The sequence below is a fragment of the Methylobacillus sp. genome (assembly GCF_036844465.1).
Classification (GTDB): Bacteria; Pseudomonadota; Gammaproteobacteria; order Burkholderiales; family Methylophilaceae; genus Methylobacillus.
In genome coordinates this window covers 168605-182688 of the sequence record NZ_DAIUFW010000002.1, presented here as the reverse complement: position 1 = coordinate 182688, position 14084 = coordinate 168605, and the positions used below count along the sequence as shown (strand labels likewise).

At 54.1% G+C, this 14084-nt stretch carries 15 protein-coding genes and 1 tRNA gene; 7 read left to right on the top strand and 9 right to left on the bottom strand.

Features of this window, described 5'->3' with window-relative positions; translation table 11 throughout:
* Positions 1-43: 43 nt before the first annotated feature.
* The 5 genes from V7Z75_RS03225 to V7Z75_RS03205 form a co-directional block, all read right to left on the bottom strand.
* Positions 44-847 (bottom strand): TatD family hydrolase, encoded by an 804-nt coding sequence (locus V7Z75_RS03225; RefSeq protein WP_334107175.1) that lies wholly within the window; start codon positions 845-847, stop codon positions 44-46.
* Positions 848-849: 2 nt separating this feature from the next.
* A complete protein-coding gene (gene ribD / locus V7Z75_RS03220) occupies positions 850-2001 on the bottom strand; it encodes a bifunctional diaminohydroxyphosphoribosylaminopyrimidine deaminase/5-amino-6-(5-phosphoribosylamino)uracil reductase RibD (RefSeq protein ID WP_334107174.1) in 1152 nt (383 codons plus the stop codon).
* A 612-nt stretch (positions 2002-2613) separates the two neighbouring features.
* On the bottom strand, positions 2614-3060 hold the full coding sequence (gene nrdR, locus V7Z75_RS03215; protein WP_334107173.1) for a transcriptional regulator NrdR: 447 nt from the start codon (positions 3058-3060) through the stop codon (positions 2614-2616).
* Between the two features lie 54 nt (positions 3061-3114).
* Positions 3115-4362: a serine hydroxymethyltransferase gene (gene glyA, locus V7Z75_RS03210; protein ID WP_334107172.1), complete on the bottom strand. Its 1248-nt coding sequence runs from the start codon at positions 4360-4362 to the stop codon at positions 3115-3117.
* 77 nt (positions 4363-4439) lie between these two features.
* Positions 4440-4589, bottom strand: a complete 150-nt coding sequence (locus V7Z75_RS03205) for a hypothetical protein (RefSeq protein ID WP_334107171.1) — start codon at positions 4587-4589, stop codon at positions 4440-4442.
* A 130-nt stretch (positions 4590-4719) separates the two neighbouring features.
* On the opposite strand from V7Z75_RS03205, the gene V7Z75_RS03200 reads away from it, so the two are divergent.
* Genes V7Z75_RS03200 through V7Z75_RS03180 form a run of 5 tightly spaced genes read left to right on the top strand, consistent with a single transcriptional unit; the run spans position 4720 to position 9487 of the window.
* Positions 4720-6243, top strand: coding sequence for a fumarate hydratase (locus V7Z75_RS03200; protein WP_334107170.1), 1524 nt, complete (start codon positions 4720-4722; stop codon positions 6241-6243).
* 28 nt (positions 6244-6271) lie between these two features.
* Positions 6272-7339, top strand: a complete 1068-nt coding sequence (locus tag V7Z75_RS03195) for an NADH:flavin oxidoreductase/NADH oxidase (protein WP_442919869.1) — start codon at positions 6272-6274, stop codon at positions 7337-7339.
* Positions 7340-7383: 44 nt separating this feature from the next.
* Positions 7384-7578 (top strand): Fe-S cluster assembly protein IscX, encoded by a 195-nt coding sequence (iscX, locus tag V7Z75_RS03190; RefSeq protein WP_334107168.1) that lies wholly within the window; start codon positions 7384-7386, stop codon positions 7576-7578.
* Between the two features lie 53 nt (positions 7579-7631).
* On the top strand, positions 7632-9005 hold the full coding sequence (locus V7Z75_RS03185; protein WP_334107167.1) for a phosphomannomutase/phosphoglucomutase: 1374 nt from the start codon (positions 7632-7634) through the stop codon (positions 9003-9005).
* Positions 9006-9007: 2 nt separating this feature from the next.
* Positions 9008-9487, top strand: coding sequence for a retropepsin-like aspartic protease family protein (locus V7Z75_RS03180; protein WP_334107166.1), 480 nt, complete (start codon positions 9008-9010; stop codon positions 9485-9487).
* A gap of 49 nt (positions 9488-9536) precedes the next feature.
* Here the strand turns inward: V7Z75_RS03180 and V7Z75_RS03175 are convergent, their stop codons facing one another.
* A complete protein-coding gene (locus V7Z75_RS03175) occupies positions 9537-11168 on the bottom strand; it encodes an alpha-D-glucose phosphate-specific phosphoglucomutase (protein ID WP_334107165.1) in 1632 nt (543 codons plus the stop codon).
* Positions 11169-11278: 110 nt separating this feature from the next.
* On the opposite strand from V7Z75_RS03175, the gene V7Z75_RS03170 reads away from it, so the two are divergent.
* Positions 11279-11354: transfer RNA gene (locus V7Z75_RS03170), tRNA-Lys, on the top strand.
* Between the two features lie 81 nt (positions 11355-11435).
* Here V7Z75_RS03170 and V7Z75_RS03165 read toward each other — a convergent pair.
* A complete protein-coding gene (locus tag V7Z75_RS03165) occupies positions 11436-11942 on the bottom strand; it encodes a cyclic nucleotide-binding domain-containing protein (RefSeq protein WP_334107164.1) in 507 nt (168 codons plus the stop codon).
* A 176-nt stretch (positions 11943-12118) separates the two neighbouring features.
* Between V7Z75_RS03165 and epsA the strand changes: the two genes are divergently transcribed.
* Positions 12119-12901: an XrtB/PEP-CTERM-associated transcriptional regulator EpsA gene (epsA, locus tag V7Z75_RS03160; RefSeq protein WP_334107163.1), complete on the top strand. Its 783-nt coding sequence runs from the start codon at positions 12119-12121 to the stop codon at positions 12899-12901.
* 285 nt (positions 12902-13186) lie between these two features.
* Here the strand turns inward: epsA and cheZ are convergent, their stop codons facing one another.
* The gene (gene cheZ / locus V7Z75_RS03155; protein WP_334107162.1) at positions 13187-13858 is read right to left on the bottom strand and encodes a protein phosphatase CheZ; all 672 of its coding nucleotides are present in this window, start codon (positions 13856-13858) and stop codon (positions 13187-13189) included.
* Position 13859: 1 nt separating this feature from the next.
* A partial coding sequence (locus V7Z75_RS03150; protein ID WP_334107161.1) for a response regulator occupies positions 13860-14084 on the bottom strand: 225 nt, incomplete at its 5' end.

Genomic DNA, 14084 nt, shown 5'->3' with positions numbered 1-14084 from the left:
TCTTACTTTAAGTGTTTGGATTATTAACACTTTTTAACACAAGTTAAAGTGACACTTGAGGTGATGTGAATAAGTCAGACAATCCGGGCAGGATGTCAAGCGCATTTTGCGTCGTCATGCTAGCTATTGTTGCCGTATCACAACCACGGATTTCCGCCAATACCTCGGCAATCCGCTTCAATTCAGCTGGCTGGTTGCGACCATGATGGCCCAGCCATGATGGCGGAATATCAGGGGCATCGGTTTCCAGCACCAAAGCCTCCAGTGGCAGTTCGCGCGCCAGGGTGCGGATCTTCAAGGCCCTGTCGTAGGTCATGGCGCCACCGAAGCCGAGCTTGAAACCCAGTTTGATAAATTCCTCTGCCTGCTGTCGGCTGCCATTGAATGCATGCGCAACGCCACATACCTTGAAGCGCCTAACCTGTTTCAACACTTGGTCAACCGAACGCCGCACATGCAGCAGTACAGGCAGTTCATAATCTCGCGCCAGCTTGAGCTGTTCAATGAAAAAGAATTCCTGCCGTTCCCTGTCGTAGTCTTGCACAAAAAAATCCAGCCCAATCTCGCCCACCGCCACCAACCTGTCGCGTTGGCGAGCGATGTTATCGGCAAGCGACTTGATATCTTCTGGAGCAGACTGATCGACATAAAGAGGATGAATACCCAAGGCCATGGCGCAACACGTCGGATACTGCGCTTGCAATGCCTGCACGGCAGCAAAGTTGCCATGCATCACAGCAGGAATCACAATAGCTTGCACACCTGCATGCAAAGCTTCCGCCACGATGTTCTTCCTATCATGGTTGAACTCAGGGGCATCAAGGTGACAATGCGTGTCAATCAGCATTGTTACTCCTGAACCGCCAGCAGCGGTTCGGCACGCTGAAACCAGTCGCCTCCTACCTGTCGCGTTTCCAGCACCTGCAATTGCAGTTTCTGCTGCATGCTCTGCAAGGCGGGCATGGCGAACATGTCCCTGGCTTGCCCACCGAGCAGGATAGGCGCGTAATACAACAATAATTCATCAATCAGCCCAGCCTGCAGCAAGCTACCATTGAGCGTGGCTCCTGCCTCAACAATGACCTCATTGACCTGACGTTCTGCAAGTACCTGCATCAAGCCGGGTAAATCGACACGACCTTGCGCATCCGGCAGGAACAGTAACTCCGCCCCCGCCTCTTGCAACGCATGTTTCCTGCCCTGTGCTGTGGACCGATCTACCGCATGAGCAATCAACACTCGCCCCGCTTGAAGAATGGTGGCCGTGGAATCGGTGCGCAGATGACTATCCACAATCACGCGCCAGGGTTGCACACCATGCCTTGCTAACAGCAAACCAGGGTCGCGCACGGTCAGCAACGGATCATCGGCCAGCACCGTTCCCACACCAGTGAGAACCGCGCATGAACGCGCGCGCCACTGCTGTACATGCTGGCGCGCTGCTGGCCCCGTAATCCATTGGCTTTCACCATTCTGCAAGCCGGTCTTGCCATCCAGGCTGGCAGCAATCTTGCTGCGCAGCCAGGGTCGCTGGCGCGTCATCCGTGAGATGAAACCAATGTTCAACGCCCGTGCTTCGGTTTCCAGCAGCCCGGAAGCAACATTAATACCTTGGGCGGCCAAACGCCGCAAACCATTGCCCGCCACCAACGGATTAGGATCTTGCATGGCAGCCACCACGCGCTTCACCCCCGCATTGACCAAGGCATCAGCACAAGGCGGAGTCTTCCCAAAATGACTGCAAGGCTCCAGCGTCACATACGCATCGGCACCCGCAGCCCGCTCCCCGGCCATGCGCAGCGCATGCACCTCCGCATGCGGCTCACCCGCTTTTAGATGCGCGCCGTATCCGACAACTTCGCCATCCTTGACGATCACGCAGCCCACACGCGGATTAGGGCTGGTGCCATACAAGCCACGCGCCGCCTCACGCAGGGCAAGGCTCATGTAGCTATAGTCGCTTGCAGAAAATTCCGGGGAAATAGTATTCATGGTTGCCATGATAAGTGTTGGCAAGGCGGGGAGACAAGCGGAGCGCCGCCAAGAGCCTGTTCACGGTCTTTTTCCAACATACGCTGCTCCGGCATTTCTCCCGCACACTCCTCTCATACCAGGCTTGATTGTCATGCCGGGCGCAGACCAGGCATCTTGTTGCACTCCCACAAACGTCACGAGATCCCGGCTCAGAGCCGGGATAAAAAACGGTTGGAGGTTTGGAGGCAAGCCTCTCAAGACCAAGGGCGAGCGTAGCGATGCCAAGTGGTTATGGTGTTTGCTCCCCGTTTGGCTGCGCCGAGTAGCGCAAATCTGTCTGGAAAAAGCGCTTGCGTTTGTTTGAGCGTAGCGAGTTCAGCAAGCGCCCAGACAGATTGAGCAACACAGGGGACCGGGAGCTTGCTCCCGGCGCAGACTCCGGGGTCGCTTTTGCTTTGGTTACTTTCATTTGGCGAGGCAAATGAAAGTGACTCGCTGACAAGCGAAAAGCACCCTCTCGTAACCTGCAATATTTTTAAGAATACTCCCTAAGTTCACCTTCAATAAAAAAGCACCGCTCCCATCCCTAGAAGCAGTGCTTTTGCCATTCAAGCTACTGGCTTGCCACCAGCCGCGCCATCAATCCAAATCGCGAATTGCCTCGCTGAAATCCCCGGCATCCTGAAAACTGCGATACACCGAAGCAAAACGGATGTACGCCACCTTGTCCATTGCCTTCAACTCCTGCATTACCATCTCCCCAAGGTCGCGCGCAATAATCTCGCGCTCACCCTTGGCAAGGATTTTCTGGATGATGCGCTCCAGCGCACGGTCGACATATTCGGTCGGCACCGGGCGCTTGTGCAGGGCGCGAATGAATGACAGTCGCAACTTTTCCGGGCTGAACTCCGCACGATTGCCATTTTGCTTGACCACCTGCGGCAAATGCAGCTCCGCAGTTTCATAGGTAGTGAAACGCTTGTCGCAAGAGACACAGCGGCGGCGGCGGCGTATGGAATCCCCTTCATCGTTCACGCGGGAATCGATGACCTGGGTATCACCTGCGCCACAAAATGGACATTTCATGCTTTATTCAACTCCGCCGACTAGCAGGGATACACACTCCCTGCTCTTCACAGATCAAGCACCATAAACCGGAAAACGCGAGGTCAAAGCATGCACCTTGGCCTTGGTGGCCGCAATCACGGATTCATCGGTCGGGTTGTCGAGAATATCTGCAATCAGGTTAGCTACTTCTGTAGCTTCGGCTTCCTTGAAACCACGTGTAGTAATCGCAGGCGAACCAATGCGGATGCCGGAAGTGACGAACGGGCTTTCCGGATCGTTCGGGATAGCGTTCTTGTTCACGGTGATATGCGCCTGGCCCAGGTAAGCATCTGCGGCCTTGCCTGTCAGCCCCTTGGGACGCAGATCAACCAGGAATACATGCGACTGTGTGCCACCGGAAATAATGCGCAAACCGCGTGCGGCCAAGGTTTTCGCCATGGCATCAGCATTCTTGAGCACTTGCTCCTGATAAACCTTGAACTCGGGCTGCGCAGCTTCGAGGAAAGCCACAGCCTTGCCCGCAATAACATGCATGAGCGGGCCACCTTGCAGGCTGGGGAACACGCTGGAGTTAAGGGACTTCTCGAATTCGGCCTTGGCCATGATCAGACCACCGCGCGGACCACGCAAGGTCTTATGCGTGGTGGAAGTCACGAAGTCCGCATGCGGAACCGGGTTGGGATAGACACCAGCGGCAATCAGGCCAGCATAGTGCGCCATATCCACCATGAAATAAGCACCAACCTTCTTGGCGATTTCCGCCATGCGTGCCCAGTCGAAACGCAGCGCATAAGCGGAAGCGCCACCAATCAACAGCTTGGGCCTAGTTTCCAGCGCGATGCGTTCCATTTCGTCGTAGTCAATTTCTTCCTTGTCATTCAGGCCATAGGCCACGATATTGAACAATTTGCCGGAAAGGTTGGCAGGGGAGCCGTGGGTCAGATGGCCGCCGTGCCCGAGATTCATCCCCATGACGGTGTCGCCCGGTTTGAGGATGGAGAAATACACAGCCTGGTTGGCCTGTGAGCCAGAGTGCGGCTGCACGTTGGCGTATTCGGCGCCGAACAGCTTCTTCAGTCGGTCGATCGCCAATTGCTCGATTTCATCGACGAACTCGCAGCCGCCGTAAAAACGCTTGCCAGGATAACCTTCGGCATACTTATTAGTCAGTTGCGAACCCTGGGCCTGCATCACTGCCGGGCTGGTATAGTTTTCAGAGGCGATCAACTCAATATGCTCATCCTGGCGATGACGCTCCGCTTCTACATATTTCCACAGATCGGGATCAACCACACTCAGGTTCTTGGCAGTGCTAAACATATTCTTTAGTCTCGGATAAATAAAATGAATAGGCCGCGATTTTACCATGTTCACTGCCCCATCGCTTTGAAACAGATTCACAGCCGGTGAAATTGATTCATTGCAGGATTACAGCCACCCGCAACCACCAATTGCAACATTACAGCCACTTCACCATCATCAGGAAATTTCATCCAATTGAATTTTATAGATATATTTTTTGGCATATCAATTGCTAGCGTACTCATTGTAGAGATGCAAAACCTCCCCCCTTTGTGATGACTCTCTCTCCGCCAGCAACCCGCTTTCATTCGTTGCTGGCGGTCTTTTTTCCTTGCTCGGGTATAATTACTCCTTCATCTCCTGAGTTTCCGCGCCATGGCCTTAATCCGCCAAGAAGATTTCATCGACAGCATTCATCAGGCATTGCAGTACATTGCCTGCTACCATTCGCCTGATTTTCTCGCTGCGATGCACGAGGCCTGGCAGCGTGAACCTTCACCCGCTGCCCGCGATGCAATTGGGCAGATACTGATCAACTCATATCTATGCGCTCAAGGCCAGCGTCCGCTATGTCAGGATACCGGCATCGTGGTAGCTTTCGTCAGTATAGGCATGCAGGTGCAATGGCAAGCGGAGATGAGCTTGCAGGAAATGGTGGACGAAGGCGTGCGCCGCGCCTATCTAGACCCCGCCAACCGCCTGCGCGCCTCCATCGTGCGCGACCCGGCGGGCAAGCGCCTGAATACGCGTGACAACACTCCCTCCGTCGTGCATGTGGAGATGGTGCCCGGCGACACCGTGGAAATCCACATCGCCGCCAAAGGCGGCGGTTCCGAGAACAAATCCAAGCTGGCCATGCTGGAGCCTTCCGACAACATCGTGGAATGGGTGCTCAAGACTGTGCCCGATATGGGCGCTGGCTGGTGCCCGCCGGGCGTGCTCGGCATCGGCATCGGCGGTACTGCGGAAAAAGCCGTGCTGCTGGCCAAGCAGTCCCTGTTCGCCCCGATCGACATCCGGCAATTGCACGCGCGCGGCCCCGCCAACCGCGCGGAGGAACTGCGCCTCGAACTCTATGAAAAAGTGAACCGCCTGGGCATAGGCGCGCAAGGCCTGGGCGGGCTGACCACGGTGCTGGATGTGAAGATACTGGAAGCCCCCACCCACGCTACTTCGTTGCCCATCGCCATGATTCCGAACTGCGCCGCCACGCGCCACATTCATTTCACGCTGGACGGCAGCGGCCCCGCGCAACTCCCCGTGCCAAAATTGGAAGACTGGCCGCAGGTAGCGCTGGACGCCAGCGCGCCCATGCGCCGTGTGAACCTCGACACGCTTACGCACGAGGATATTTCCCAGTGGCAACCGGGCGAGAAATTGCTGCTATCGGGCAAGCTGCTAACTGGCCGCGATGCGGCGCACAAACGCATCGTAGACCTGATCTCGCGTGGCGAGCCGATGCCGCAAGGCCTGGATTTCACCAACCGCTTCATCTATTACGTTGGCCCGGTCGACCCAGTCGGCAACGAAGTCATTGGCCCCGCTGGCCCCACCACTGCCACGCGTATGGACCGCTTCACAGAAACCATGCTGACTAAAACCGGCCTGCTCGGCATGATAGGCAAGGCCGAACGCGGCAATACCGCCGTGCAGAGCATCAAGGCACACCAATCCGTCTACCTGATCGCCATCGGCGGCGCAGCCTACCTGATTTCCCAGGCCATCAAGGCCTCGCGCGTTGTCGCCTTCCCAGATCTGAGCATGGAAGCCATTTACGAATTCACGGTCGAAGATATGCCGGTCACCGTTGCCGTGGACAGCAGTGGCCATTCGGTGCACGAATCCGGACCGGCCGAATGGCGTCCGCGCATTGCCAACATTCCGATTTTCAGCGTATAAGCTCAATATCGACACGAGAAACCGCACCATGGCCCGACTGTTTACCCCGATCAGCTTCCGCGACCTTGAAATCAAGAACCGGATTTTCGTCTCTCCCATGTGCCAGTATTCCGCCGAACATGGCATTGCCAACCATTGGCATCTGGTCCACCTCGGCGGCCTGGCCGTCGGTGGAGCCGGAATGGTCATGGCCGAGGCGACCGCCGTCGCACCAGAAGGCAGGATTACCCCATTCTGTCTGGGCTTGTGGTCCGATAAGCATATGCATGCTTTCAAACCCATCGTCGAGTTCATCAAGCAGCAACACGCCATCCCCGCCATCCAGATTGCCCATGCCGGCCGCAAAGCCTCCTGCGACGCGCCATGGCGCGATGGCAAATTTCTGCCGCCGGAACAGGGAGGATGGCAAACCGTGGCGCCCTCCCCTATCCCCGTCACGCCCGAACACGGCACCCCACACGCATTAAGCGTTGAGGAAATCCAGGATATCGCACAACAGTTCCGCGCTGCTGCAGAACGCGCATTGCAAGCCGGGTTTGAAGTATTGGAGCTGCATTGCGCCCATGGCTATCTCTTACACGAATTTCTCTCGCCGCTATCCAATCAACGCGATGACGAATATGGCGGCAGCCTGGAAAATCGCTGCCGCCTGCCGCTGCAAATCGCTCGCGAGTTGCGCGCGCTATGGCCACAGGATAAGCCTGTGTTCGTGCGCATCTCGGCCACCGATTGGGTGGAAGGTGGCTGGGATATCGCACAATCCATCCAACTTGCCAAATGGCTCAAGGAAACCGGCATAGACCTGATAGACTGCTCCAGCGGCGGCCTTGTCCTTGATGCCAAGATTCCCGCTGGTCCGGGCTACCAGACCGTATTTGCCCAGCGCATCCGCGAGGAAGCCGGGATTGCGACCAGCGCGGTCGGCCTCATCACCTCAGCCTTACAGGCCGAGCATATCCTGGTGACAGGCCAGGCCGATGCCATCATGATGGCGCGCAAGCTGCTAAGCGACCCGCACTGGCCTCTGCGCGCCGCGCAGGAATTACGTACTGACATTGCCTGGCCCAACCAGTATGCGCGCGCCAAGCATATTTAAATCACACGCCTGCTCATCAGGCGGTACATGAAAAGGAACCCGTCATGAAATGGACTGACAGCCAGAGGATCGCTGAAGAACTGTTCGATCTGTATCCAGATGTTGACCCCAAACTCATCCGCTTTACCGACCTTTATAACTGGATACTGGAGTTGGAAGATTTTGATGATGATCCGGAAAAATGCGGCGAGCGCATTCTGGAAGCCATTCAGTTGGCTTGGATAGAAGAAGCGACATAATCTGTTATTCACATATATCATTCATTCTCATTTGCACTCGTTAAAGGAACACCATGGCGGCTCCCAAAGAGATATTCAAGGCCTACGATATCCGCGGCATTGTGGGTAAAACCCTGACACCAGACATGGTGGAAGCCATAGGCCATGCCATCGGCAGTGAAGCCGCACTGCGCGAGCAGAAAAGCATCTGCATCGGCTATGATGGCCGACTTTCTGGTCCAGAACTGGCTGCGGCCTTATCTCGCGGTATTCGCAAGAGTGGACTGGATGTGATCAATCTGGGCCTGGTAGCAACCCCCATGGTGTATTTTGCCGCCTATCACCTGAATACCGGTTCCGGCGTTATGGTTACCGGCAGCCACAACCCGCCTGAATACAATGGACTGAAAATGGTAGTCGCCGGGGAAACATTATCAGGCGAGGCCATCCAGCGCCTGCGCACACGCATAGACAATAATGACTTTACGCATGGTGGCGGCACGGAAAGCAATCATGATATTGCACCCGCCTACATTGAGTGTATTGCTTCCGACATCAAGCTCAAGCGCCCGATCAAGCTAACTGTGGATTGCGGCAATGGCGTGCCTGGCGCTTTTGCTGGCAAGCTTTACCGTGCGCTTGGCTGCGAAGTGGAAGAATTGTTCTGCGAAGTGGACGGCCATTTTCCCAACCACCATCCCGATCCATCCGTCCCGGAAAACCTTACCGATCTGATCACCAACTTGCGCTCCGGCCAATCCGAAATCGGCTTTGCCTTCGACGGCGACGGCGACCGCCTCGGCGTCGTAACCAAGGATGGCAGCATCATCTATCCCGACCGCCAGCTCCTGCTGTTCGCCGAGGATGTGCTCAAGCGTAATCCTCAAGCTACCATCATCTACGACGTCAAATCCACCCGCAACCTGGCTCCCTGGATCAAGCAGCGCGGCGGCGAACCGCTGATGTGGAAAACCGGGCATTCGCTGGTCAAGGCCAAGATGAAGGAAACGGGTGCCGCGTTGGCTGGCGAAATGAGTGGTCACGTGTTCTTCAAGGAGCGCTGGTACGGCTTTGATGACGGCCTGTACGCCGGCGCGCGCCTGCTGGAAATCCTCAGCCAATTCGACGATCCGTCTGCCGTGCTCAATTCATTGCCTGACAGCGTCAGCACGCCGGAACAGCACATCAACATGCAGGAAGGCGAGCCGCACCAGCTCATCAGCCAGCTGCAAGCCAGCGCCAAGTTCGAGGGTGCTGACGAGGTCATCACTATTGACGGCCTACGCGTCGAATACAGCGATGGCTTCGGCCTGATGCGCCCGTCGAACACCACGCCAGTAATCGTACTGCGCTTCGAGGCGGATAATGCCGAGGCGCTCAAGCGCATCCAGGATCAGTTCCGCAGCGTTATTCTCGCCGCGGCGCCTGATGCCAAACTGCCGTTCTGAACATGAGCAACTCGCGGCTGCTATGGTGGATTGTCTGGCTGGCATTGGCAGGTGGCGTCTACTACCTGGCAGACCGCGCCATCAACCCTAACCGCCTCAGCATCCTCGGAGAGGCGCCCAGCATCACCCTACAACGCGGGCTGGATGGTCATTACCGTACCGAGGCGCTCATCAACGGCGTCGTAGTCAATGTGCTGGTGGATACTGGCGCCACCGGCGTCGCGATTTCGCAACGTATTGCAGACCGTTTGCAGTTGCAGAGCAAGCATGCGATCCGCACCTCTACCGCCAATGGGGATACCGTCGCTTACATGGCCCGGCTGGAGTCCGTGCAGATTGGCGGCGTCAGGGCGCACAATGTCGCCGCCGTGATCGCACCGGGCCTGGATGGGGATGTGCTGCTGGGAATGTCGTTCCTGGGACGCATGGATGTGCGCTTGTTCCAGGACAAGATGACGATTACACAGGTGGAAAACGAATAAGGCCCTGCTTGAGAAAACCACAGGGCTTTATTCTTTAAAATCACCTATTTTAGGTAATCACGGTAGGCTGCTCGCGTCCGGTACGCTGCTTCAGCTCGGCAATCTCGTCCGCAATCGCAATCATCTCTGACAACGCATCTTGAGCATCCAGGTCATGCTTGCTCATATCCGGCTCGAAAGCTTCCAGGTAAAGACGCAAAGTCGCTCCCTCCGTGCCTGTACCCGACAACCGGAAAACGATGCGTGAACCATCCTCGAACAGGATACGAATGCCCTGCTTCTGACTGATGCTGCCATCTACAGGGTCCATATAACTGAAATCGTCGCATTCCTTGACCCGGTAATGACCAAAAACCTTGCCCGGCAGGCTGGCAAAGCTGGCGCGGATATGTTCAATCAAACCATTGGCGGCATCACTGGGCAATTCTTCATAATCGTGACGCGAATAGACATTGCGGCCAAACCTGGCCCAATGCCGCTTGACGATGGTTTCCACCGGCTGGCGCTTGATGGCTAGGATATTGAGCCAGAACAATACCGCCCACAGGCCGTCCTTTTCGCGCACATGGTTTGACCCCGTGCCAAAGCTTTCCTCACCACACAAGGTGACCTTGCCTGCATCCATCAGGTTGCCGAAGAATTTCCAGCCAGTCGGCGTTTCATAGCAGGGAATATCCAGTTCCTCTGCTACACGATCCACGGCCGCGCTGGTAGGCATGGAACGCGCCACGCCCGCAATGCCCTGCGTATAACCCGGCACCAACCTCGCATTGGCGGCAATCAACGCCAAGCTATCTGACGGCGTGACAAAGAAATGCTTGCCCAAAATCATATTGCGGTCACCATCGCCATCCGATGCCGCGCCAAAATCAGGCGCATTGTCGCCATACATAATCTCCACCAAATCATGAGCATAGGTCAGGTTAGGGTCAGGATGTCCGCCGCCAAAATCAGGCAGGGGTTCCGCATTCATCACATCATCAGGCGCCGCTCCCAGTGCATCTACCAGAATGGCGCGAGCATAAGGCCCTGTCACCGCATGCATGGCGTCAAACTTGAGCCTGAACCCACTGGACAGCAATTGGCGAATCGCAGCAAAGTCAAACAGGCTAGCCATTAGTTCCGCGTAATCACTGACAGAGTCGATTACCTCTACCTTCATTCCGGCCAACTCGGTTTCTCCCGGCACATCCAACGCCACATCGGGCGCATCGACGATGCTGTATTGGGTGATCTGCTTGCTGCGCGCAAAAATCTCTTCCGTTACCTTCTCGGGTGCCGGCCCGCCGTTGGATGTATTGAACTTGATGCCGAAATCTCCTTGGGGCCCGCCAGGATTATGGCTGGCAGACAGGATAATGCCGCCGAAAGTCTGGTACTTGCGGATCACGCAAGAGGCAGCGGGCGTGGATAAAATACCATTCCTGCCCACCAATACCTTGCCAAAACCATTGGCAGCAGCCATTTTGAGGATAACCTGTATTGCCTCCACATTATAAAAACGGCCATCCCCGCCCAGCACAAGAGAGGCACCAGCAGGCGCCCCGACTGCATCAAAAATACTTTGTACAAAATTCTCGAGGTAATGGGGTTGCTGAAACATCGTCACTCGCTTGCGTAAGCCGGATGTCCCTGGTTTTTGATCGCCGAATGGCTGGGTGATGATGGTTTGAATCGACATGCAATGCACTTTCGGGAATTGGTTGATCAGTAAAATTAACTTACTCGTTTCATTTATCAATTTCAAGTTGACACAATATCAAAACCTACGCATAATCTCGTTCCTCGATTGGGGCATTAGCTCAGTTGGTAGAGCAGCGGACTCTTAATCCGTTTGTCGTAGGTTCGACCCCTACATGCCCCACCAGTCATATAAAAATCCCGCATTTGCGGGATTTTTATTTTCATGACTTCAAAAAATTCACATACTTGAAACAATCGAATTAGATCACACCAATTCACCCAGTGTCTTAGGCAAGAATCTATCTGTACTTTCACGGAACCTGGCTGTCAACAGTTGTAATAACTTAATCAATACCTTGTTTCCCAGTTTGGGCATATTTGTCAGCAAGTGGTAAAGTGACTCCCTGGTCAGCACCGCAAAATCTGTCGGCAAACTGGTAACACAGGTAGCCGAACGAGGTTGGCCATCAATCAAGGACATTTCACCAATGACCGCTCCGGCGCTCACCCTTGCAATGATTTGCACGCCTTTGTTAGGGATATCCTTGATCACGTTGATCTCTCCAGTCAGGATCAAAAGCAGATAATCGCCCACATCTCCTTCAACAAGCAGTTCACAGTCCCTAGGCGCAGCATAACACTGCATATAGGAACATAAATAACGCACTTCTTCGGCGGAAAAATCCCCAAACAGCTTGATTGTGTTGACTATCTCCAGGATTTCGTCAACATACTTATCTGCCCCACCTAAATGTACAAAATCGGGATACATGTACTTTTTACCTTGCTTAAAGGATTTCCCTGATTATCCACCAAATATTCATGGAATTTAATTGTTAAAAACTCTTAAAAACACTCATTATTAAAGTTATTTGCATCATAATAGCGTAAGAGTATATTGTAACGAATAGCCAAATTTAAATTGTTCCGTCAATTATAACCGAGCTCATGTCCTTAAATAAGAACTTAAATGATATCGAGAAAAGCCAGTTAATTGAACTGATGCATGAATCCTTGAGAATTCGCTCGCACTTTGAGCTTTTTCTCTGGATGCAGGGGAAACTCCAGATTTTCCTGCCGCATGAGATCATGATTACGGCTTGGGGCGATTTTTCCCTTGGAGTCATATACTTCAACATTGTTTCGCCCCTCCCCGGCATACGCTCTGACAAAATTGCCAGTCATGAAATCAATCAGTTCCTGCAACATCTGTTTACCTATTGGCTGAATCATGCCAAAGCTCCATTTACGCTAACCTCTGCCAATAACATTCTGCACGACTGTGAATTCTCGAATGCGGATTCCAACTATTATCTGAAAAACATGAAATCAGCATTGGTTCACGCGATCAAGGATCATCGTGGCCGCCATGACTGCCTATATGTACTGCTTAGTTCCAACTTGAGCTTTCCAGCCGCCTCCCGCCCCATGCTGGAAGCTCTGTTGCCTTATATCGATAGTGCATTGCGCCAAATCGAGCACCTGCCTGAACAGCAACCTACCCCTGTATCGCCTATCAAGGTCGAACCCGAAATGCAGGATGAATGCTTGAATATGCTTTCCGGACGGGAGCTGGAGATCATGGACTGGGTGACCAAAGGCAAAACCAACCATGAAATCGGCCTGATTCTTGATATCAGTGCCTTTACCGTCAAGAACCACCTGCAGCGTATCTTCAAAAAGCTCAATGTGCTGAACCGGGCGCAAGCTGTAGCCAAGTTCCGTAAATAACACACTCAATACTTTCCACATACTGCGTGCACGAAAAAGGCCGTGATTTTCACAGCCTTGCCTCTACACATTCTTGCCTGCTCAAGAAGTCCCAGCCCATTGCATTAGTCATCTCCAAGACACCTCAACTCGACAGTTATTCTCAAAATTGCAATATGGTGTATCTATGTCACAGGAGTTTCTCCCAATGTGCGCATGGTCGCCGATCCTCCTCTGATAAACAATAGGCCAATCGGACTAGCTGACCCGAAAGTAGATTCAGCAGCCCCACCCACCCTGCTCCCGCTAGAATCCAAGGCTATCCAGCAAATCATCCACCTGCTCCTGGTTGGTCACGGCATCAATCGCGGTCTCTGGATTAATCTGCGGGCCATTCATCAGATTGTTATCATTTTCTTTCTGTGCTGCATTATTTCCCGGGGAAAAATCAATCAACACCTGTACCAGTTGCTGCTCTATCTCCTGGGCAATCTCGGTGATTTTCTTGATCACCTGCCCGGTCAGGTCCTGGAAATCCTGCGCCATCATGATGTCGAGCAATTGCCCCTTGGTGGTGTCTGTATGCTGCACTGTCTTGGTCAGGAAGGCCATGGTTTCGTCGGCGACCTGATCGTAATCCTTTTTGAGGGAAGGCACCGCCCGGATATTTTTCCAGCGCTCTTCCAGGCTGGCTGCTTCCTGGTTCAACTCATCCTGCAATGGAGTGGCGATATCCGTCGCATTCAATACGCGTTCTGCCGCCTGCTCCGTCATGCGCGCCACATAGTTGAGCCTGTCCCTGGCATCCGGAATACCTTGAGCAGCCTGCTCCAGCAGCTTGTCAAATCCCAGGCCGCGCAGGCTTTCATGGAGATTGCGGGTCATCGAGCCGATGCGCTGCAGCATTTCATCGTGTTGCGCCTGCACACCCTCAGCCCCACCCTCAATGCGTATCACATTTTTAAGCGCATCATTCATCTCAGCCCCCTGATTTCTCAAGCTTTTCAAAGATCTTGCCGAGCTTTTCATCCAGGGTTGCTGCCGTGAATGGCTTCACCACATAGCCATTGGCGCCAGCTTGGGCTGCCGCGATGATATTTTCCTTCTTGGCTTCGGCAGTCACCATCAACACCGGCAATGACGACAACGCCGGCAATGACGACAACGCCGGGTCTGCACGTATCTGCTGCAACATGGTCAATCC

What these genes read in the sequence shown, in the direction of transcription:
- V7Z75_RS03225 (WP_334107175.1), bottom strand. Translation starts at nt 847, where the DNA reads ATGCTGATTGACACGCATTGTCACCTTGATGCCCCTGAGTTCAACCAT.
- ribD (WP_334107174.1), bottom strand. Translation starts at nt 2,001, where the DNA reads ATGGCAACCATGAATACTATTTCCCCGGAATTTTCTGCAAGCGACTAT.
- nrdR (WP_334107173.1), bottom strand. Translation starts at nt 3,060, where the DNA reads ATGAAATGTCCATTTTGTGGCGCAGGTGATACCCAGGTCATCGATTCC.
- glyA (WP_334107172.1), bottom strand. Translation starts at nt 4,362, where the DNA reads ATGTTTAGCACTGCCAAGAACCTGAGTGTGGTTGATCCCGATCTGTGG.
- V7Z75_RS03205 (WP_334107171.1), bottom strand. Translation starts at nt 4,589, where the DNA reads ATGAGTACGCTAGCAATTGATATGCCAAAAAATATATCTATAAAATTC.
- V7Z75_RS03200 (WP_334107170.1), top strand. Translation starts at nt 4,720, where the DNA reads ATGGCCTTAATCCGCCAAGAAGATTTCATCGACAGCATTCATCAGGCA.
- V7Z75_RS03195 (WP_442919869.1), top strand. Translation starts at nt 6,272, where the DNA reads ATGGCCCGACTGTTTACCCCGATCAGCTTCCGCGACCTTGAAATCAAG.
- iscX (WP_334107168.1), top strand. Translation starts at nt 7,384, where the DNA reads ATGAAATGGACTGACAGCCAGAGGATCGCTGAAGAACTGTTCGATCTG.
- V7Z75_RS03185 (WP_334107167.1), top strand. Translation starts at nt 7,632, where the DNA reads ATGGCGGCTCCCAAAGAGATATTCAAGGCCTACGATATCCGCGGCATT.
- V7Z75_RS03180 (WP_334107166.1), top strand. Translation starts at nt 9,008, where the DNA reads ATGAGCAACTCGCGGCTGCTATGGTGGATTGTCTGGCTGGCATTGGCA.
- V7Z75_RS03175 (WP_334107165.1), bottom strand. Translation starts at nt 11,168, where the DNA reads ATGTCGATTCAAACCATCATCACCCAGCCATTCGGCGATCAAAAACCA.
- V7Z75_RS03165 (WP_334107164.1), bottom strand. Translation starts at nt 11,942, where the DNA reads ATGTATCCCGATTTTGTACATTTAGGTGGGGCAGATAAGTATGTTGAC.
- epsA (WP_334107163.1), top strand. Translation starts at nt 12,119, where the DNA reads ATGTCCTTAAATAAGAACTTAAATGATATCGAGAAAAGCCAGTTAATT.
- cheZ (WP_334107162.1), bottom strand. Translation starts at nt 13,858, where the DNA reads ATGAATGATGCGCTTAAAAATGTGATACGCATTGAGGGTGGGGCTGAG.